This window comes from Pseudomonas sp. SG-MS2, from assembly GCF_009933855.1.
In the GTDB taxonomy this organism is placed as follows: Bacteria; Pseudomonadota; Gammaproteobacteria; order Pseudomonadales; family Pseudomonadaceae; genus Aquipseudomonas; species Aquipseudomonas putida_E.
Genome location: NZ_MOMO01000071.1, coordinates 1 through 20289, shown reverse-complemented (window position 1 = coordinate 20289; position 20289 = coordinate 1). Strand labels below are relative to the sequence as shown.

The window sequence follows — 20289 nt, the reverse complement described above, 5'->3', positions numbered from 1 at the left end:
TGGAAGACATGCTGATTTCCCATGGCATCTACAACCTGATCATCTTCGTGCTGGCCATCTATGTGGGTTATCACGTGGTGTGGAACGTCACCCCGGCGCTGCACACACCGCTGATGGCGGTCACCAACGCCATCTCGGCGATCGTCATTGTCGGCGCCATGCTGGCCGCCGCCCTGACCGTGACCCCGGCCGGCAAGCTGATGGGCACCTTGGCGGTGGCCCTGGCCGCCGTCAACGTGTTCGGTGGCTTCCTGGTCACCCGCCGCATGCTTGAGATGTTCAAGAAAAAAACCAAAAGCGAGGTGCAAAGATAAGTATGAGTATGAATCTGGTAACGCTCCTCTACCTTGTCGCCTCGATCTGCTTCATCCAGGCGCTCAAGGGCTTATCGCACCCGACCACGTCGCGGCGTGGCAACCTGTACGGCACGATCGGCATGGGGATCGCCATCCTCACGACGGTTGGCCTCATCTATAAGCTTGGGGCTGAGCTGGCCACTGCCGGCATCGGCTACGTCATCGTCGGCCTGCTGGTCGGCGGTACCGCCGGTTCGGTCATGGCTAAACGCGTCGAGATGACCAAGATGCCGGAACTGGTCGCCTTCATGCACAGCATGATCGGCCTGGCTGCAGTATTCATCGCCATCGCCGCCGTGCTCGAGCCGCAGTCGATGGGCATCGTGGCTGCCATCAGCGACCCGATCCCCAACGGTAACCGCCTGGAGCTGTTCCTTGGCGCAGCCATCGGTGCCATTACCTTCTCCGGTTCGGTCATCGCCTTCGGCAAGCTATCGGGCAAGTACAAGTTCCGCCTGTTCCAGGGCGCACCGGTAAAGTTCGCCGGTCAGCACAAGCTGAACCTGATCCTGGGCCTGACCACCCTCGCTCTGGGCCTGCTGTTCACCTTCACCGGCCACTACAGTGCCTTCACCCTGATGCTTGCCCTTGCTTTCGTCATGGGCGTGCTGATCATTATCCCGATCGGCGGCGCCGACATGCCGGTGGTGGTGTCGATGCTCAACAGCTACTCGGGCTGGGCGGCGGCCGGTATCGGTTTCTCGCTGAATAACTCGATGCTGATAATCGCCGGTTCGCTGGTTGGTTCTTCGGGTGCGATCCTCTCGTACATCATGTGCAAGGCGATGAACCGCTCGTTCTTCAACGTTATCCTCGGTGGCTTTGGGGGCGATGCCGATGCCGGCGTGGCGCAAGGCCCGAAAGAGCAGCGCCCAGTTAAGTCCGGCTCGGCCGACGACGCCACGTTCCTGCTCAGCAACGCCGACAGCGTGATCATCGTTCCGGGCTACGGCCTGGCGGTGGCCCGTGCCCAGCACGCGCTGAAGGAGCTGACCGAGAAGCTGACCCACAACGGTGTGACCGTGAAGTATGCGATCCACCCGGTGGCGGGGCGTATGCCCGGGCACATGAACGTGCTGCTGGCCGAAGCCGAAGTCCCGTACGACCAGGTGTTCGAGATGGAAGACATCAATGCCGAGTTCGGCCAGGCCGACGTGGTATTGGTGCTGGGCGCTAACGACGTGGTCAACCCGGCGGCGAAGAACGATCCGAAATCGCCGATCGCCGGCATGCCGATTCTCGAGGCTTTCAAGGCCAAGACCGTCATCGTCAATAAACGCTCGATGGCCAGCGGATATGCGGGACTAGACAACGAGCTCTTCTATCTGGATAAAACCATGATGATCTTTGGTGATGCTAAGAAAGTTGTCGAGGATATGGTCAAGGCAGTTGCTTGAGAGTGCAAGATTTTTGAAATCTAGTTAGGAACTGTGGCAGTCAAAATGAGAGTGGGGAGGATGGACTACCACCCGCACTCTCGTTTTGGTTTACCGAGCTCCTGTAATTCTCTCGCTACGTTGTGTGCGCCAGTCCCCGCCAAGCGCCTTAAACATTAGTATCGAATTTTCATGTTTAATTAACTGTGTTGAAATCATGCTTCTCTGCGCGGTATATAGCGTGCGCTGAGAGTCAAGCACCTCGAGGTATCGAGTGACACCGCTTTCATAGCGTTGCTTTGTAAGGGCATAAGCTCGCTCAGCTGCTTGCAAACGCGCGTGCTGAGCACTTAGCCTGTCATCAATCCTTGATCGGACAGACAATCCGTCGGAAACCTCTTTGAATGCCACCTGGATAGATTTTTGGTAGCGCGCGATAGCTATGTCTCGATCAACCTCAGCTACTTTTAAGGCTGAGCTCAACTGTCCACCGGTGAAAATTGGTAAGTTGACTTGAGGTATCACTGACCATGTGCGATTTACGCCACTAAATAAATTATCCAACGAGTCGCTTGCGCGGCCAAATCCTCCGGTTAGGCTGATGCTTGGGAAGAACGCTGCTCTGGCTGCTCCAATATTTGCATTTGCACCCATAAGGAGCTGTTCCGCCGAATAGATGTCTGGACGACTCTGAAGTAGGTCTGAAGGTAGTCCGGAAGCAATATGACTCGAAGGCATAATTGAATTGATGGGGTCTGTTTTTAGTAACTCCTTATCAAGTGGAGCGCCCACTAACAGCTCTAGTGTGCTTTTATCGCGTGCGACATCGCTTTCAAGAGCAAGTGCGTCGTCGCGTGATGCCTCAAGTTCACCAAGTGCTTGATTGAGCTCAAGATCAGAGGTGGTGCCTGTTGCTTGCAAATCAGCCTGTAACTCATAGGCTTCTTGAAGCCGTTGGATGGTCTCTTGAGAAACATTCAATTGCTCTGAGTCAGCCGCGAGCTTTACATAAGAAAGCGCTACTTCAGCAATCAAGCTAAGCTTAGCTGCGCGTTGGGCAGCTTCTGTTGCAATGTATTGATGTTTGGCTTGGTCTTTCAGACTCCTTAGCCTGCCGAAGAGATCAATCTCCCAAGATACTATTCCTATGCCAGCCTGATAGGTGTGGCTTGTATAAGCCTCTCCAGTCTCGGAAATAGAACCTGGAATTCGTCCTGACTCGCCCGAGACTTGCATTCCGATCTTGGGAGCTAGTTCAGAACGCTGAATCTGGAACTGAGCTTTGGCTTTTTCAACGTTTAAAGTGGCTTGAATAAGATCTTGGTTGTTTTCAAGCGCCATTTTAACTATTTGGCGAAGCTTCGGATCTGAGAAAAAATCGTCCCATCTCACAATTTCAGGTTTCTGCATTGCATCCGACTTGGTAGCGGGCTGCGGCCACACTTCTGGGGTCAGGGTAGTAGGCCGTACGTATTCAGGTGCCATAGTTGATGTGCAACCAGCTAGCGCGAGGCTGGCCATAGCTGTAGTAAGTTTCAACCTAGGAAATAAAGGTTTCAATTTTTTGGTGCCTCATTACTGGCGACTAACTGCTTTTTGTTGTTTCCAAAAAAGTTGGCCACCACTACGTAAAATAGAGGGATGAAGAAAATCGCTAGGAATGTCGCTGTCATCATTCCACCGATGACGCCTGTGCCGATCGCGTGCTTACTGCCTGAGCTCGCACCACTCGAGATCGCAAGCGGGATCACACCCATGGTGAATGCCAAGGAGGTCATGATGATTGGGCGCAAGCGCAGCCGAGATGCTTCGATAGCGGCCTCGGTAATTGTTCTCCCACCTCTCTCGTACAAATCTTTTGCAAACTCTACAATCAAAATTGCATTTTTTGCACATAAGCCGACTGTGGTAAGTAACCCAATCTGGAAGAATGCATCGTTGTCCAAGCCTCGGGCCAGGGTCGCAATTACAGTACCAATCACGCCTAGGGGAACTACTAGCATTACAGCGAATGGAATCGACCAGCTTTCATACAGGGCCGCTAGGCACAGGAATACAGCAATGATAGACAAGATGTATAGTGCCGTTGATTGAGAGCCTGATAGGCGCTCTTCATAGGAAAGTCCAGTCCATTCAATGCTGACACCATCCGGTAGCGTCGTAGCAATTTCCTCAATAGCCTTCATTGCGTCTCCAGAGCTATACCCTGGTGCTGGTTGCCCCATAATTTCGATTGCTGGAGCACCATTATAGCGTTCAAGTTTTGGAGAGCCGTAAATCCATGTCCCGGTTGCGAAAGAAGCAAATGAGACCATTTCGCCATTTTTATTTCTTACATACCATTTGGCGAAATCTTCAGGTGTGATTCGAGCTTGAGGTACGCCTTGTACATAAACTCGTTTTACACGTTCTTTATCGATGAAGTCATTGACGTACGCGGAGCCCCAGGCTGCGCTCATAGTTGTATTGACGTCTGCTAGGGTAACGCCGAAGGCTCTAGCCTTTTGATCGTCAATTTTGATTTGGTATTGAGGTTCATCACCTTTGCCATTTGCTCGCACCAAGGCGAGTTCTGGGCGCTTTGATGCCTCGTTTAAGAGTTGAGCCCGTGCCTGCATAAGATGCGCATGGCCTTGACCGCTAAAATCTTGAATGAAAAAGTTAAAACCCGTTGCGTTGCCCAACTCCATAATCGCGGGCGGCATGAATGCCAGTGCAACTGCAGATTTCATCTTGCTTAGATGTTCCATCGCACGAGCCTGTAACTCAAATGCAGTGCCTTTACGTTCATCCCAAGGCTTGAGCATGATAAAAGCCATGCCTGAATTTTGGCCCCTCCCGGAAAAACTGAAACCATTCACAGCAAACACCGAATCAACAATCTCACTCTCTTCGTCGACGAGGTAGGACGTGATCTCCTTAAGAGCAACGTCGGTTTGATCCGCTGTGCTATTTGCAGGCAGTTCAACTTGGGCCAAAATGAAACCTTGGTCTTCATCTGGAAGGAAGGATGTCGGCATCAGGGGGAAGAGCAGTCCCAATCCGACTACGATAAGTACAAAGGCTGCCATAGAGCGACCTCGGCGCGCGAGGATTGCAATGACACCTTTTTCGTACTTGTTTGCTCCGCTCTCGAACTTGCGGTTAAACCAACCAAAGAATCCTTTTTTGTCACCGTGGCCATGTACTGGCTTTAGGATTGTTGCGCAAAGTGTCGGTGTGAAAATCAAGGCAACGAAAACGGAAAGCGCCATAGCTGTTACAATTGTCAGCGAGAACTGACGGTAGATAACGCCTGTGGATCCTCCGAAAAATGCCATGGGAATGAATACAGCGGATAGCACCAGGCCAATACCCACCAACGCGCCGGAAATTTGCTCCATGGATTTACGTGTAGCTTCCAGAGGTGATAAACCTTCCTCTGCCATAATCCTCTCGACGTTTTCGACAACGACGATAGCATCATCCACTAGCAAGCCGATTGCTAGAACCAAGCCGAACATTGTAAGAATGTTTATGGTAAAGCCAAATGTAGCCATCACGCCGAAGGTGCCCAGAAGCACGACCGGAACCGCGAGGGTAGGGATGATCGTTGCTCTGAAATTCTGCAGGAACAGATACATAATGCAGAATACGAGTACGATAGCTTCAATAAGCGTATGAACGACCCCTTTGATGGATTCGCTCACAACAGGGGCGGTATTGTAAGGATAAATTACTTTCACACCCGCCGGCAGCGCTGGTGCCATACGATCAAGCGTAGCGCGAACTGCTGCTACAGCATCTAGAGTATTACCCCCCGCCGCCAGTCTCAAAGCGATGCCTGCGGTAGGCTTGCCATTCGACATGGCGCTGATTGAGAAGTCATCTGCTCCAAGTGAAACATCAGCAACATCTTTTAATGTGACTTGAGATCCATCTGGATTCACTTTCAAAAGTATCTGCTTAAACTCTTCTGGCGTACGCAGCAGCGATTTTCCGATCACGGTGGCGTTGAGCTGAACAATTCCGCTGGTAGGCCGCCCGCCAAGTTGACCAGAAGAGATTTGTACATTTTGCTCTTGAATCGCCTGAATGACATCTCCTGGCATCAAATTGTAGTTATTAAGCTTCAATGGATCGAGCCAGATGCGCATCGCATTCTGGGCGCCGAGCACCATAAAGTCACCTACACCAGGAGTGCGGGTGAGCGGGTCTTGAAGTTTGGATACGACAAGATCTCCAAGGGCATAGTTGTCAAGCTTCCCGTCTTCGGAAATCAGGGCTGCAACCATCATGAAGTTTAGCTTGTACTTAACAACACGAAGTCCGATCTGCTGCACCGAAGTGGGAAGCATTGGGGTGGCGAGCGCAAGCTTGTTTTGAACCTGGACTTGTGCGGTGTCGGGGTTCACATTCTGCTCGAACGTAATTACGATAGTTGTACTACCGTCCGCATTGCTTTCAGAACGGATGTATCTTAGCCCGTCTAGCCCGTTCAGTTGCTGTTCAATTACCTGTGTCACGGTATCTTGAACAGTCTGCGCGGAAGCGCCGGGATAGCTTGCAATAATTCCTATTGCTGGGGGTGCTACGTCAGGGTATTGGTTGACGGGCAGTTTTAATAACGCTAATGCGCCGCAGAGCATGACGACAATAGCAATTACCCAGGCAAAGACCGGGCGATCGATAAAGAATTTGGACATTTGTTCCGCCGATTAGTCGGTGCTTTGATTTTGGGCTATTTTAGTGCTGTCTGCGGGAACTACTTTCACTTCCGCTCCTGGCTGTACATGTTGCAAGCCGTCAACAACAATGCGATCTCCTGCCGATAAGCCACCATTGATTAACCACTGACCGTCAATTGAACGCTCAGTAGTGATTTGGCTTCGCTCAACAATATTTTTTTCATTGAGCTTCAATACGGTTGCCGTACCTTGGTTATCGCGCGACACGGAGCGTTGCGGGACAAGAATCGCTTCTTGACGGGTGCCTTCTGCTAATTCGGCCCTTACGAACATTCCGGGAAGTAGTGTGCCTTTAGGATTGGGGAAAATGGCTCGCAGTACCACTGAACCCGTGTCTTCATTGACACTTACTTCGGAAAACTGAAGCTTACCGGTATATTCATATTTACGTCCGTTCTCTAGTGACAAGGTCACATCCGCCTGATCTTCGTTGTCCGTTTTCAACACGCCATCAGCGAGGTCTTGCTTCAGTTGGAGAAGAGCGATCGACGGTTGGACGATATCGACGTAGATAGGGTCAAGCTGTTGGATGGTCGCCATCGCCCCTGACTGATTGGCGGTTACCAGGGCGCCTTTTGTTACAGTAGAACGCCCGATCCGTCCAGATATAGGAGCAATGATGCGCGTGTAACCCAAATCAATGCGGGCACTCTCGAGTGCTGCCTCGGATTGAAGAAATTGTGAGCGTGCGTCGTCATATTCCTGCTGGCTGATAGCTCTTGATTTCACGAGCGTTTCGTAGCGTTTCAGCAGTGATCGAGCAGATTCATAACTGGCCTGCGCTCGCATCATCGTAGCGCGGTAGGGGGCCGGGTCGATCTGATAGAGCAATTGTCCTTTCTTGACCTCAGCCCCTTCCAGGAAGGCTCTATCAAGCAGAATGCCCCCGACCTGAGGTCGAATTTCTGCCGTGACATTGGCCTTCGTTCTCCCCGGTAGGGTCGTAGAAATTCTAAGCGGTTGAGATTGCAGGCTCATCGCAGTCACCTCAGGCAAAGCCTGCTTGGCTCCTGCGGTGGATTTGCTGTCACCGCACGCCGAAAGCATCACGCTTGCGGCTAGCACTGTAACGCCTGTTAGAAGCAGTTTCTGAAAGCTCATTATCCAATTCTTCGATTTAGGTGGCTTGACCCACCTATTATTTTTCGTGCCGCAGAACCGGGGTGAGGATTCTGGAGGCACGGCCCAGCAGCTGATCCAACCAATACTAGGTCGGGCGACCCACCTATCTACAGTCTACACTCATTCTGTTACCCTGTCGCAAGCAGCATCTGCCGCAGAGGCGGGCAGATTCGTAGGTCGTTCTGTGGAGAAGATGAATGTCAAGCAAGAAATCTGGTGATTCGGCTGTAGCGCAAAGGCGCAAGGAGCAGGTGCTGGCGGCAGCTGCAGAGTGCGTGCGCTCGGAGGGATTTCACCGGACTAGCATGTCTCAGATATCTGCTGCTGCGGGTATGAGCTCTGGCCATATCCATCATTTTTTTGGTGGTAAGGAGGGGATCATTGAGGGGGTAGTAGCCCGTGAGCACAGCGAGCTCGGAGATTTCATTGAAGAAGTCCGGCTCGCCAGTGATGGTTCGGACGCCATATCGGCGTTCACTGAGCTAGTCCCCAAATGTGCCGAGCGGTATATGGCGGCGAGCAATGCAGCATTGACCACCGAAATCTTGGCGGAATCGAGCCGTAACCCAAAGGTGGCTGCTCTCATCCACGAAAATGATCAAATTGTCAGCGATTCATTCTACGCATTATTTGGGGGGCACACGCCGGCCCTGGAATCGAGGTGCGAGATCGTAGCTGCACTCTTCGAAGGACTGTCTGCACGTGCGCTCCGCAGCCCTGACTCGAAAAAACGCATCGATATGTCTCTGCTGCAACGTACAGTTAAGCAAATCTTGGTGGACGGTTGAGCAGCTGCCCCGGTCGGTCTAGTTGGTCGGATTAGTCGGCGGTGGATTTCCATGGTGGGCCATGAGTGCGCCGAGTGACGGGGTATTACCCGTATGCGCTAAGGACATTCGCACGGCCTGGGAACTTACCCAGGCAGATGCCTGGTCGCTCAGAAAGCAGTCCAGCGTTGTGCTGGAGAAAACTGTTCGCGAGCTTGGTGGTACCACATGTCTCGAGCTGGATGAGCCTGACCCGCCCAAGAAAGAGATCTGCTGCAGCCGTATGTTCGGTACCCGTCTGACCGAGCTTGCCCCGATTAAAGAGGCCGTGGCCACCTACTCATCGCGTGCCGCTGAAAAGCTCCGCTCCCAGCGGTCACTTTGCAAGCGTCTACGGGTAAGCATCCGCACGGGTATGTTTAATCCGGATGAGGCGAAATACGCCAATGGCATCCTGGTTGAGTTGCCGTAACCGACGGACGATACGCGTTTGCTGACAAAGGCGGCACAGGAGGGCGTGGAGCGGGTGTTCCGGGAGGGTTTTCGCTATAGCAAGGCAGAGGTGCTGTTGCTCGACCTTAGCCAATCAAACGAAATCACCGGTGACCTGTTCGCGGCGTCTCAGTCAGTGGCGAATGAAAAATTGATGGGCGTACTGGATGCGGTGAATGGAAAGTGGGGTAGGGGGACGATGCGGCTTGCGAGCGTTCCGGTCGATCCCAGTTGGGGTATGCGCAGGGAGATGATGAGTCAGAGTTTTACTACCAAAATGGACGAGCTCTGGACTGTCTATTATAAGTAGTTGTAGTAAGATAGCGCGGGGTGGAAGATCTATTTTTTCATAGAAGATTCGAGCGTGAGGGTAAGAAAAGGGCGAGGCAAAGTTTTAGTGCATTGAAGAAAGGCTCTCCAAACTGTTGGCCATGGGAAGCTTCTGCTGGGGCGATTAATACGGGGCAGGGGGTCGACGCCACAATCTACAATTTTTCATTAAAGAATTTCCTCAAGGAGGTCGTGAGTGGTTCTAGATTCAGGTGTTCTTCTTTAATTGCTCTTGAACGGCCACGGTATCGTGGGTTGTATAGGTTTTCGGTAAAAACATTAGATGTTATGAGGCATGATCAAGACGGTTCCCTGGGTAAGAAGGTGCGTACCTTCAGCTTTCACTTCTTCCCGAGTCTTAACGAGTTTACTACAGTGTGATTCCTAAAATGAAACGACTTTGCTCTGAAGAAACCAGCGACCGCAATGATTGTTGCAGTCGCTTGGCTATTAATGAAAGTTATTACGCGCTCTCTGGTTCTCTAGAATGTTCAAGCGTTCTTGGTACGGCTTGAATTGATATTTGTTGGTCTTCGAACTTTGGTTTAGGGGTATAGGATCGAAGTTTTTTCTTCACCCAGGTTTTTACTGCTCGCTTGATGATTCGGTGTGCGAGTTTTATCGAGACAAAACCCCATAGGAGTGCCAAGACTGTTGCTACGAATCCTACTTTAGATAAAGGTGTGTCATTTGCTGTGCTGAGGTGAATTGCAAACCAGGATGTAAGGGCTACTGGTAGAGTAATGAGCAATAGGATGATAGTTGCATATCGAATTTTAGCGCCCTTACGTATAGGCTCTCTACCGAACCGCCAATTACTAAGGTCTCTGAGATAAACGGATCTTCTAAATTCATTGAATTCTTCAATCGTTCTTTCATGATTTGCAATGTGTTCAGGGATTGTAGCTACTTCATCCTCAAGAAGTCGTCTGGCTCTTACGCCTGCCTCAATTGAGTCAACATCCAGAAAATCAGAAAGCGTAGCGACGCTCTCCGGATTCAGCTCCTCAGGTTTTATTGCCTTCGTCTTCAGTTCGGAAATTATATAGTTTGCGTCATTGGTCTGCATCTGCCCGGATTCGACGCGCTTAATTAGCTCCTTGTATTCGCCGGAGATTTTGCTGGAAACCTGCGTCGAAAGAATTATTTGGGCGCGAGCAACAACGTCAAATGTAACAAGGCTTTTAGTATTTCCGCCAAACCCCTTTCCTAACTTGAACCACAATCGTTCTGTTAGGAAGTCAAGATCAGTGGAGAAGGGTATAACTCCTTCGCCGTGCATGACTTGAGGATGCCATGCAAGCTGACGTGAAAGATTTTTGCCGCTTACCAAAATAGCTTTGGACTGTTCGAGTCCTTTGTGGCTGATACCTTGGCGAATGTAGTTGATTTTTGTGAAAAATTTCAGAGCATTTGCTATTTTATCAGCCGATATTTCAGGAAACTCACTTGTCAGAATGGCGAGAGCGTCATTGCTTTCGCAATTGAAGTGTGGCGGATTGTAATAGTCTCTATCGGCTTCTTCGCTGATCTTATATCTATCTAAGAGTGAGTAAAACATCCCTCTTTTGGCGATGATGTCGGATCTCGATTTACAGCCTGATAGTAAATGTTGCATCGCAGTTCGGCTAGGGTCAGCGAAGCGACGTTTATTGAATATATGCTCTGCAGCAGAAAAAATAGAATCTACTTCTTGTTTGGTTTCAGGGAAGTATTTAAGAAGTATCTTAGATTCGTTCGCGGCTTTAAGGTTTACCTCGCGAACCAGTTCGACGAATTCTTTAAATAAGGACTCAAATAATACTCCGTCGTACCCATTGGCCCAGAAAAGAATTTCGGTGTCGAGGTAAATTGTATAGCTTGAACGCCACGAGTTGATAGCTCCATTATCTGGTGAATATTCGATCCCTTGGTAAAGTATCACCCCTTCCTCTAGGTGGTTTAGCTTTCTAGTGAATTGGGCATCTTTAGACTTGCTAAGTATAAATTTCCCAATTGCTACGTGATTAGATCCAGGCTTCAGTCCACCTAAAAAAAACTGATGGAAGTCATCCCGCAGTTTCTGCTCTTCATGGCGGGAAAGTGATTTTTGTTGTGTGCTGGCAACGAATTCGATCAGGTCAAGGATGATGTGCTCTTGCTCTGCTTGTGCTTGGCGCATCTCTGATTCAAGTGTCTCGGACTTCTCAAATTTAAGTGTTATTCCATAGTTGCCGTAGCTAAGTTCAACTTCATCCTTGAGGCGTCGTTTAAGGCAGGATTTAAGTACCGCTGTTGGAACTTTAAATCCAAAATTATCCTTTAGTGATTTTGAACAGTCGTCAACAGTAAAGTTCCAGAGGCTGTTTATGTTGATGGCGGCTCTTATGAAGTCGGCCAGTACATCATACGAATCTTTTTGATTGTCGTAAAGTTTTCGAAAAAGGGCTACCGATGCCAGGAGTCGCTGATCTTCCATATAACTCAATCTAATCCTTAACATATCCAGCTCCGAAAATTTATAATATCGGCAGTAGATAGAAGTTGAATGATTGCACTATGATATTGCATCTTGCCAGAGAAGCCTAGAGGATGCTCAGTAACCGCTAACAAGATGTTATTGCTTTTTTCTATTGGTTTTTATTTTTTGATTCTTAATATTTATCGCCTTTGTCAGATGTAACGTTACAGCATAGCCGCAGGGCTGAAAAAGCTGAGGCTCGGCTAGCATCCTGCCTTGGCCTTTCTGTGCGTACCCGGCAAAGCCTTAGAGGCGTTTCATCTGAATCGCCGCGCTATTTTTTATGATGGCTGGTGCAGGTGATAGGGCAGAACTTACAGTGCTAAGCACCGGGCGGGCGAGCGCTACTAATTGAAACCTTAATGGTTTAGAATACTTCTGAATTGTGAAATCCTCAAAATTTAGGAAGAATATCGATGTCCCGCTTGGCAGAATTTCGTCAGCTTGAGCAACAACTCGCGGCCCAGCTCGCAGAGCTTGAGGCCCTCAAGGGCAGTTCCGAGCTGCAAGCAGAAATCCAATTTGAGACCAAACTGCGTGACTTGCTGGCCGAGTACGGTTACAGCCTGCGCGACATCATCAACATCCTGGATCCTCAAGCCAACCGTCGTATCGCCGCCCCAGCAGTAGCTGAAAAGTCCCCGCGCCGCGCTCGCCAGGTTAAGCAGTATAAGAACCCGCACGACGGCGCGGTCATCGAGACTAAGGGCGGCAATCACAAGCTGCTTAAGGAATGGAAAGCCGAGTACGGTTCCGATGTGGTGGAAGGCTGGCTCGCCCAGTAACACCCTCCACTGATGGTTTGCTAAAGCCCCCTGATGGGGGCTTTTTCTATGGGGATGCGGCCAGGTTTTGGCAGGCGCGGGTGCTGACCCACTTCGTGGTGCATAAACACCTGCAGCGTATGCATAGGACTCTGTTTTGTAGGGATTTCTGCCGGCTGTCTGAATTTGGGCAGCCACTCTCCTGGAGAGTTGAAACGTCATCATCCCGCGCTATGGTTGATGGACTATAAGACTAAAGTCGTAGGAGAGCGGCATGCGTATACGCGGTGAAGTTTTTTGGGCTTGGGCCGATCCTGTGCTTCATCACCGCAGCCATGACGAGGAGCTGGATGACGGCACTTCGATTGATGTCCAGGTGAGGCTTTCCAGAACTGGCCAGACACAGATGTTCATCGGCGTGTATGCGGGATGTGGCATGGCTCTTCACGAAGAGGCATTCGACTCTCGGCCAGGTGAGTCGATGACTCGGGCCCTGGCCTGGGGAGTGGGGTGTGCAAGACGACTCGCGACCGATCAGCGGCCTACAGTAAGGCAAGTGGCCTAGACATCTAAATCAGCACTCCGGTGGTCGCTGTGCGCATGCCAGCGATCACAGATTCTTGGGGCTTCTTGCGATGAGGATCGTTGCGGGCAAAAGAAAGCCCGCTGCTAGGCGGGCAAGATCTATCACACGTAGGGATAGTTAACGCTCCCATACTGCATGTGAAAAAGCCGTGAAAACTATTACAGGTGAGGGCTATCACCCATCATTCGCGTGAACCCAAGATGTGTAATCTGAAACCAGGCTCTGCGGAATGCTCGGCAAACCATGCTCAAGCTCGGCCAATCTTGATGGACTACCTACCCAGTCGGTGACCCAGGTGATCAATCTCAATCGGGATGCGGGGCACGGCACTACTTGCTGCTCAAGCTCATCCGCGATACGGGCCAAACGCTCGATGCTGTCGTCGAGTTGGGTAATCTGATCCATGATTCCGCTCCTTGGGTGATAGCCCAAACATAACACGTCGAAATCGGGCGCCATCGGAGCGTGACGAATCACGCCGCTACATTCCCCATTGCGGCGTGGTTTTGCGTCATCTGGAGCAATCTCTCCTTCTGGGCGATGCATCGCCATTCCCAGCGAAAATCTACCTTGTTCCAGCGACTGATCTGTTCTCATCGCAGGGGCATTTCGTCCGTAGTACCTATGCAGCCGGGCACATTCCGAATACTGTATGCACATACAGCAATAGGGGATGCCGCCATGACAGGCACCAATCTGCCCGTAATGTCGATCCAAGAGTGGCGACAGCTGCTCAACGACACCGAGGCCCTGCTCCTCGCACCTAAGAAACATCACCGGGAGCTTCTGCATCAGGCATACGCACTACGTGACACGCATGCTGTCGATTCAGGAACCTTGGCCGAGATGTTGGAGCTCGCGGATGAAGCGTTGATGTACGCGCACTCTGTCCAAGCTGATCAGCAGTGGTAGGCTAAACACACGCCTTGGTGGAATGGCGTCGTATGGGTAGCCATCGCGAAAGGGAGAAACTGTGAAACGAGATCTGAGCAAAGTGCTCATGTCCGACCACCCTCTGTACACCGAGGCCGTTGAAGCGCTAAAGGTCTACCATCAGGCCCAGGCTGATGGGGTAGGTGGAGCAGAGCTGGAGCGCCTCAAGCTGATGGCCGAGCATCGCTTTCAAGCCGTCACTGATTACCAACTGCAAGCCTTTGGCGGCCCGGCAGAGCAAGGCCATTAGCACCTGGCATTTCGAGCTATTAGAGTTCTATCCAGGGGTTGAACTGGAGAACATGCCGGCGATGATCCTGGCATCAAGAAGAGCATGATGCGGCAGCTCTTCTCCATCATTTGTCGGAGATAGGGTGGTCGCATCTGTCGGACGATTCCGGACGTTTTGAGGCCAACGCCCAGCGTCGTAAGCGAGCTCGCAAAATAGCTCCCAGTCGTACAGGGGGGCATCGGTAACGATCTCGAGTTCAGTCTCGAAGGACTCCAGGAAAGTGAGCAGCGCAGTCCTGGCCTCCATGATCGGCATTGCATATTCGCCGCCCCAGAGCTGTGGCAGCACGATCTCCGTCACGAAATCGCTGCAGTCTTCCACTCGCCAAGAGTCGAGCAGTTCGACGTAAAATTCCCGGCCATCCTCGGCGACCAGCGCCAAGGAAATCAGCTTCGCCTGCGGGGTGAGCTCGGTGAATTCGCAGTCCAGAAAGAGCCTATACACTTGAATCTCCGTCATGCCTAGAAAGCGCCTAACCCTCGGGCAGGAAGGCCAGCTTTGGGAAATTGCCCTCAACCACTTTGGCCCTGAGCATATGCTCCAGATTGTCGTTGAGCTATGGGGCACCTTCGAGTTTCCGCAGCGAACGGCAGTGGATCATTTGTCCACGGCTACGATGAGCACTCAGGTACTAAATATCTTGAATATTGCCCAGACCAGAGTAGCTGCGTTCGTCCCCCTCCGTGGAGCGCTGCCCGGCACGGTGACGTTGTACTCACGCCACGCCCGTGATCTGGCTGATGGGCTGCTAGCTCGACTGCCAGACGAAGCTCTCGAGACTGCTGAGGGGAGATCGCCTCGATGATGACATGGGCATATAAGTTGATGTTAATAACGGGGGAGGGGCGAGACTCGCAGTTCAGTCGCCCACTTCGCAGCCTGGAAGCTGCGCGGCTATATGTGCTGCCTGCCGGCCCCATTTCCGCGACCTTGAGAGATTCGTTATGACCTGGAACGCCGAGATGGATTACCTGGATACACCCCGTGGCAGCCGGCAGGATGGGCGCTGAGAATGAAGAGGACGATCCTGGGAATGGCTGAGGCTGGAGAGCCCCTCTTAAGACAAGCCCTCGAAGCCATCCGAGCCCACCAGAAAGCCGTTGATGAGGGATGGCCTGCTGATGAGGTGGATCGGCTCCGCATGGAGGCTGACCACCTGTACCAAACCGTCGTCGACTATCAATTGCACAAGGCTGGCACTCTGGGTCAGACACAGCACTGATTGCCAAAATGGCAAGCGGAGCGCGCCGGCCCACGATGGGCCAGAGGCGAGAGGATGGAAGCCCGACAGGGCCGGAACCTGGTGAAGCCAGGGTGCGGTTTACGACAGCTGTCCCGCTAGGGCGAGCCCTGAGGGTTGTCTCAAGGGCGGAAGATAACTGCCGTATGCCGTTGGGTTATCTGGGCGTCATCACTCCAAGACGAAGTCTGCAAACTGTACCAAATCCTGGATGGACGAAGCACCCGAGCGATCTAGGTAGTGACCTTCAATGCCAACTGCTCGGGCACCGTCTCGATCACATCGAGCTGAGTCACCTACCATCCAAACCTCAGATGCAGCGCCGGCAGAGCTTCCTCGTGTTGCGTCAACCATCTCCAAGAGGGCCTGGTAGATACGAGGGTCAGGTTTGGCGGCGCCGACCTCGAAGCTGAATGCATAGGCGTCCATGCTCGGGAAAAGCCGCTTCACTGCCGCGCCATAGGGCTTGGCGAGGTTGCTGCAGATCCCGAGAGCAACGCCACGCTCGCGGAGCATGGCGACCGCCTCAATTGCATCGGGATATGCCTCGATGGAGTTGAGCTCGGCCTGCAGAGCGGACTCGATCTCGACCCGCCGAGGTTCTGAAAGCCGGATGCCGAGGTGCTCGGCGAGTTCATGCAGCTCCAGGTTCTGCGTCATGATGACGTGTGCATCACGAGAGTGAGGGCGCCGGCCTTGCTTGATGCCTTCCCGCAGCAAATGGCGGTATGGGTTCGTTCTGCTGCCTATCCGCACAACCGTGCCGAACGCATCAAGTATGGCCGTCTTGGTCGTCATCGCACTCACCCTGATCGTCACGTCCTATTTGCTGAATTTGGCGTGCAAGCTACTTAAGTAATACCTTGTCATCGATGTCGTAGGCCAATGCCCCATTTTCGTACTCACGCTGCTCATCAAATCGGTGAAACTGCCGGCCATCTGCATTGCAACGCTCCACCTTACTGACATGTAGATGTTGCGTGGACTGACCTTGGATGCATCAATACCAGCTTCATACGCCCAAGATTCGCACAATTTTTTGAGTGCCAAGGGCGACACAGAGATGTCCTGGCTTCTTTTTGATTGGAACAGAAGGACGTTGTCTGCCAAATTCGCGGTGGCAATGAAGCGGCTGATTGATGTCCAGTATTTTTGAGGCACCATGACTCGCGTCTTTTTTGGGCCACGAGAAACAAAGAGCTTGCGCTCATCATCCCCAGAAAAATCGCTAGGTCTCGCGCCTAGGAATTCACTTCGTCGCAGTCCGGCCATCATGCAGCTCATCAGTGCCTGATCACGCAGGCTCTCTGTGGCCGTGATGGCTTTACTGAGAGATTCGAGTTCTTCATCAGTTAGCAATTGAGAGGAGAGCTGTTGTGCTGACTTCGCCATTCGACCCCTCAAGACTGGCAAATCCGACCCAATGGACGGTTCACCATGACGTGGCGGCTGGAAAACGCTACGCGGTACCTTGAAGGCTGAGAGGGCGCGAAAGCGTAGCGACTTTATCATCTGCGCCATCGCCGCTTGGTCTGAGGAAAACCAGTCGCTGGGTGTCATAGCTGCTTTAATGGCGAGCATCAGTGCCTGCTTTACGGCAGACTGACTTGGGAAAGTACCTGCTGGCATCTGCTCTGTCGCAGAAGCTGCAAGATCCTGATAGCCGCTGTAGCCAAGTCCTTGGGCAAGAAGCTCCAGGGCTGATGTGTGGGTGAGTGGATTTGGGCCACACCACAGCTTTTGCAGGTCTTTGGCGATCTTTTTCAGGCCAGTGTTACGGAGGAGGTCATTCGGATGTACTGGTACGCGCATTGGCAGTTCTCCAATAACGTCGAGGCGTCGGCTGCCCGCTGACTATTGTCGAAATGCGTGCGTTAAGAAGGGTGTAACAACCTGTGGCACTAAGGCCTTCGCGAGCCGACCGCCCGATCCAGATACATCGGTCGCCGAAAGCTATCACTTCGATCTCCGAGCTGTCCAGTAGAAGGGCGCAGAGACCTTGACGCTCGTGACTGGGCGTATACCTTGGATGACGTGGCAATCCGCCTCCGCCAGGCCATTATTCGAGGGCATCAAATTGAACGTTGGTGAGTTGATTGAACAGCTGCGCCAGTACGATCCTGACCTGCCTGTTCTGATCCCCAGGTCTGATTGCTCAGCATTAGAGGACGCTGTTGCGTGTTATTCAGACGTCGTGCGTGAAGGGAAAATCATGGGTTACGAGTCGCTGAGCTGGTTCCCTGGAGAGGCAGATGATCCTGCCGTCGAAAAGCATCAAGTCGTGGTCATCGACTCCAGTCTGCCTATACCTGCGTGAGCAAAATGACGAAGAAGCCGAAGGATCTCAGCAGAGCGTTGATGCCAGACGACCCCATGTACTCCCAGGCCGTAGAGGCTTTGAGGCGGTATCACGAAGCCGAAGCAGGAGGGGTGAAAGGTGCAGAACTGGATCGCTTACGGCTGATTGCTGAGCATCAGTTTCAAGCTGTGACGGACTATCAGCTGGGTGCGCTCGGTGGCCCAACTCTTGGGTGTCATTGAGGGGAGCGTCTAGCTCGAAGGACGGCTGCAGTTGCGGCTTGACGGGTTAATTGGAGTGGGTTAGCAGAGACTCATCAATGCTTCTCCTGACGCGAGCCGAGATCCCTAAGCTCTTTCGCGTGATCACTGGCAATCCGATCAAGCGTCTCTTGTCTTAAAAATGCTGGCCGCTCGCGATTTCGCTTACGTGCGTATGCATCAGAGATCTGCTTATCGCTTCCCTTACTCGGGTCTGTGGTCATAGGTGTGCCCTGAGATGTCCTGCTGGTCGGATGCAACAACAATCAATCATATCCTCTGCTGCCTGCCTAGTTAATGCGTTCGAATCAATAAGCAAGCGGAGCGCGCAGACCAGGAGGGGCGGAGGTGCGAGGATGGGAGCCCGGAGGGCCGAGCCACGCAGTGGCTTGGTTTACGACAGCCGTCCCCAACGGGGCGCGCCAGAGGGCTTCTAGAGCGCTTTTAACATGCGCTCCAGGCTCTGATGCTCCCAAGCGGATAGCAGCGCAATTGGGTCTGTCCGAGCGCCTGGATCAAAATCCCATCGCTGCCCACCTGGGCTCACCGCTTGCTCGCAGTAATCGAGCTCATCGCAGTCGTTGTAAATCGAGATGCGCCACCCTTCCACATCCACTTCAAAGTGGCAGGCGTAGACGTCGTTCCACGTCTGTGAGCCAACCTTCCTCATTCCCCGGCGTCCCAGCACGACTTCGCGCAGCACCTGGTAAACCTCCCGTGCCGTGAGCTCGTTTGGAGATGAATCGTCGGAGTAGTTGAGTCCCATAAGAGCCAGTCCAGTTCCTCAATAATTGCGTTTGCCGAGTGCCCAAGGTGCGTAGGGAACACTCCGTGAAATGGAGAAACCAAAGCAGTTCGGGATGTGATTATCTATTTCATATCTTCGCCAGTCAGCCATGGCACGTCCATCGATAATCTGAGGTTTGGTTTCCAGCAGCCAAGCGATTGCGTTCAGGAACTGCCCGTGGGAGAAAATGATGATTTCTGCGGCTGAATGTTCAGCGATTCGATAGATACAGGCCTGCGCTCGAGCGACAAAATCCAGGAAAGACTCTGCGCCGCATCCGTCGCGATGTGCGGGATCAGCTTTCAGCCAGTATTCATCTACCCAGCCCTTCCGCTGAGCGACTGTAGTGTCGACGCAGCGAGTAGGCTCCAGATACGTGAACTCTTGGATCGGCCATGTCTCAACAGGCGCGCAGGGGAAGGCAGTTGCTGTTGCTAAGGCTGTGTCCTGCGCTCGTGCAAAGGGTGAGGCGACAATGAGGTCTGGAGCAGTCGATAATGACCTGGCCACCGTCTGTGCCTGATGCAAGCCGAGCGCGGTTAAAGGGATGCTTTCATGATCACGGCTCGGATGGCCCGCGTTAGCCGCACTCTCGCCATGTCGAACAAACCTGACTCGTTGCATTGATGATCGTCCTTGTCTGAATAGGATCTTGCTGACTCGCCTGTGCCAGGTTTGCCATATGCAGATTCTGACCTTGGTCAGTCCTGCTTGCCAGGAGACCTTGGACGTGCATGCCCTTGTGAAACCGTTTGAAACGAGCACCAAGGATGATGAGTCATCTCTTCAGGACTCGAATGCGGAGACAACCGCGATGTACTCGATAACACCGGACGGCCGATACTTCCTTGTCAACATAAGGCTTTGGCGTTGCTCTAACCCATCCTTGCCTGACGAGGAGCGCCAGAAGCTTGTGAATGAGCTCATGCGCGCCAGGCGAGATGTGAAGCAGGCGAAATCCGATCTGGACGATAACACCCGCAAGTCCGCAAGGGAGGCGGTGAACATCGCCAAGATAGCCTTGGGAGAGCGGGGCCCCGTCTGGTGGACTGACGATAGTCCTGACTATAACCGGCACAAGGTCACCAACACGCCCTATGCGGATTGGTACAAGTCGCTAAAATCGTGATCCGCCATTTTGAGGCATACGCATATCTGCTCAGCGTCGATTCGACCCGCCGAGCGCTTCAGGGCCATTGAAAGCTTTCGATGTGTAGGCTAGGGTAGAGGCGAGACCAATCTGTGGAGCACCCAAATGACCCATCGCGAAGAAGACTGGATCTAACCCGCCAGGGAGACGCCTACGTGACGCAGGGGCTGCTGGAGCTTCCAAGCCTATCCGGTACGTATCTATCTGGCTCGGTCGTGGCCAAGTTGATCGGTACACCTGCGCTGTGCACCTAGGTTTTTAGGTATTGAGCTGATTTGGCGCAAGGCTCCCATCCTGCATCATTGCCC

Annotated in this window: 21 protein-coding genes and 1 pseudogene; 12 read left to right on the top strand and 10 right to left on the bottom strand. The window is 52.4% G+C overall.

The features are described from left to right. The first annotated feature begins 8 nt into the window (after positions 1-8). Together BLX42_RS05830 and BLX42_RS05825 are read left to right on the top strand one after the other, a co-directional pair. On the top strand, positions 9-314 hold the full coding sequence (locus BLX42_RS05830) for an NAD(P) transhydrogenase subunit alpha (RefSeq protein WP_161871343.1): 306 nt from the start codon (positions 9-11) through the stop codon (positions 312-314). A 2-nt stretch (positions 315-316) separates the two neighbouring features. Further along, a complete protein-coding gene (locus BLX42_RS05825; protein ID WP_161871340.1) occupies positions 317-1753 on the top strand; it encodes an NAD(P)(+) transhydrogenase (Re/Si-specific) subunit beta in 1437 nt (478 codons plus the stop codon). 90 nt (positions 1754-1843) lie between these two features. On the opposite strand, the gene BLX42_RS05820 is transcribed toward BLX42_RS05825, so the two are convergent. The 3 genes from BLX42_RS05820 to BLX42_RS05810 are packed head-to-tail and all read right to left on the bottom strand — an operon-like array spanning position 1844 to position 7560. Further along, positions 1844-3253, bottom strand: coding sequence for an efflux transporter outer membrane subunit (locus BLX42_RS05820; RefSeq protein ID WP_161871339.1), 1410 nt, complete (start codon positions 3251-3253; stop codon positions 1844-1846). Between the two features lie 35 nt (positions 3254-3288). Next, the gene (locus tag BLX42_RS05815; protein ID WP_161871338.1) at positions 3289-6417 is read right to left on the bottom strand and encodes an efflux RND transporter permease subunit; all 3129 of its coding nucleotides are present in this window, start codon (positions 6415-6417) and stop codon (positions 3289-3291) included. A gap of 12 nt (positions 6418-6429) precedes the next feature. Beyond that, complete coding sequence (locus BLX42_RS05810) at positions 6430-7560, bottom strand: efflux RND transporter periplasmic adaptor subunit (RefSeq protein WP_161871337.1); 1131 nt, start codon at positions 7558-7560, stop codon at positions 6430-6432. Positions 7561-7778: 218 nt separating this feature from the next. Between BLX42_RS05810 and BLX42_RS05805 the strand changes: the two genes are divergently transcribed. Next, positions 7779-8369, top strand: a complete 591-nt coding sequence (locus tag BLX42_RS05805) for a TetR/AcrR family transcriptional regulator (protein WP_161871336.1) — start codon at positions 7779-7781, stop codon at positions 8367-8369. A gap of 97 nt (positions 8370-8466) precedes the next feature. Beyond that, positions 8467-9150 (top strand): annotated as a pseudogene (locus BLX42_RS05800) (DUF4113 domain-containing protein); the annotation flags it as partial. Between the two features lie 483 nt (positions 9151-9633). Here the strand turns inward: BLX42_RS05800 and BLX42_RS26660 are convergent. Continuing rightward, entirely contained in the window at positions 9634-11637 is a 2004-nt protein-coding gene (locus BLX42_RS26660) for a hypothetical protein (protein ID WP_178110722.1), read from the bottom strand. 449 nt (positions 11638-12086) lie between these two features. Between BLX42_RS26660 and BLX42_RS05790 the strand changes: the two genes are divergently transcribed. Next, positions 12087-12455, top strand: coding sequence for a histone-like nucleoid-structuring protein, MvaT/MvaU family (locus BLX42_RS05790; protein ID WP_161871335.1), 369 nt, complete (start codon positions 12087-12089; stop codon positions 12453-12455). Between the two features lie 253 nt (positions 12456-12708). Continuing rightward, entirely contained in the window at positions 12709-12999 is a 291-nt protein-coding gene (locus tag BLX42_RS26815) for a hypothetical protein (RefSeq protein ID WP_256671921.1), read from the top strand. Positions 13000-13194: 195 nt separating this feature from the next. Here the strand turns inward: BLX42_RS26815 and BLX42_RS05785 are convergent, their stop codons facing one another. After that, a complete protein-coding gene (locus BLX42_RS05785; protein WP_161871334.1) occupies positions 13195-13425 on the bottom strand; it encodes a hypothetical protein in 231 nt (76 codons plus the stop codon). Positions 13426-13701: 276 nt separating this feature from the next. On the opposite strand from BLX42_RS05785, the gene BLX42_RS05780 reads away from it, so the two are divergent. Together BLX42_RS05780 and BLX42_RS05775 are read left to right on the top strand one after the other, a co-directional pair. Continuing rightward, a complete protein-coding gene (locus BLX42_RS05780; RefSeq protein WP_161871333.1) occupies positions 13702-13932 on the top strand; it encodes a hypothetical protein in 231 nt (76 codons plus the stop codon). 61 nt (positions 13933-13993) lie between these two features. Next, on the top strand, positions 13994-14203 hold the full coding sequence (locus BLX42_RS05775) for a hypothetical protein (RefSeq protein ID WP_161871332.1): 210 nt from the start codon (positions 13994-13996) through the stop codon (positions 14201-14203). A gap of 27 nt (positions 14204-14230) precedes the next feature. Here the strand turns inward: BLX42_RS05775 and BLX42_RS05770 are convergent, their stop codons facing one another. Continuing rightward, complete coding sequence (locus tag BLX42_RS05770; protein ID WP_161871331.1) at positions 14231-14704, bottom strand: 3'-5' exoribonuclease; 474 nt, start codon at positions 14702-14704, stop codon at positions 14231-14233. A gap of 553 nt (positions 14705-15257) precedes the next feature. On the opposite strand from BLX42_RS05770, the gene BLX42_RS26810 reads away from it, so the two are divergent. Further along, entirely contained in the window at positions 15258-15467 is a 210-nt protein-coding gene (locus BLX42_RS26810; protein WP_256671920.1) for a hypothetical protein, read from the top strand. 189 nt (positions 15468-15656) lie between these two features. On the opposite strand, the gene BLX42_RS05765 is transcribed toward BLX42_RS26810, so the two are convergent. Next, a complete protein-coding gene (locus BLX42_RS05765; RefSeq protein ID WP_161871330.1) occupies positions 15657-16283 on the bottom strand; it encodes an HAD family hydrolase in 627 nt (208 codons plus the stop codon). A gap of 24 nt (positions 16284-16307) precedes the next feature. Next, complete coding sequence (locus BLX42_RS05760; RefSeq protein WP_161871329.1) at positions 16308-17297, bottom strand: tyrosine-type recombinase/integrase; 990 nt, start codon at positions 17295-17297, stop codon at positions 16308-16310. A 217-nt stretch (positions 17298-17514) separates the two neighbouring features. On the opposite strand from BLX42_RS05760, the gene BLX42_RS05755 reads away from it, so the two are divergent. Beyond that, complete coding sequence (locus BLX42_RS05755) at positions 17515-17802, top strand: hypothetical protein (RefSeq protein WP_161871328.1); 288 nt, start codon at positions 17515-17517, stop codon at positions 17800-17802. 5 nt (positions 17803-17807) lie between these two features. Further along, complete coding sequence (locus tag BLX42_RS26805; protein WP_256671919.1) at positions 17808-18026, top strand: hypothetical protein; 219 nt, start codon at positions 17808-17810, stop codon at positions 18024-18026. 451 nt (positions 18027-18477) lie between these two features. Here the strand turns inward: BLX42_RS26805 and BLX42_RS05750 are convergent, their stop codons facing one another. Beyond that, positions 18478-18810, bottom strand: a complete 333-nt coding sequence (locus BLX42_RS05750; RefSeq protein ID WP_168216548.1) for a hypothetical protein — start codon at positions 18808-18810, stop codon at positions 18478-18480. A gap of 18 nt (positions 18811-18828) precedes the next feature. Further along, on the bottom strand, positions 18829-19455 hold the full coding sequence (locus BLX42_RS05745) for a histidine phosphatase family protein (RefSeq protein WP_161871327.1): 627 nt from the start codon (positions 19453-19455) through the stop codon (positions 18829-18831). 190 nt (positions 19456-19645) lie between these two features. On the opposite strand from BLX42_RS05745, the gene BLX42_RS05740 reads away from it, so the two are divergent. Then, on the top strand, positions 19646-19960 hold the full coding sequence (locus tag BLX42_RS05740) for a hypothetical protein (RefSeq protein ID WP_161871341.1): 315 nt from the start codon (positions 19646-19648) through the stop codon (positions 19958-19960). Positions 19961-20289 lie beyond the last annotated feature (329 nt).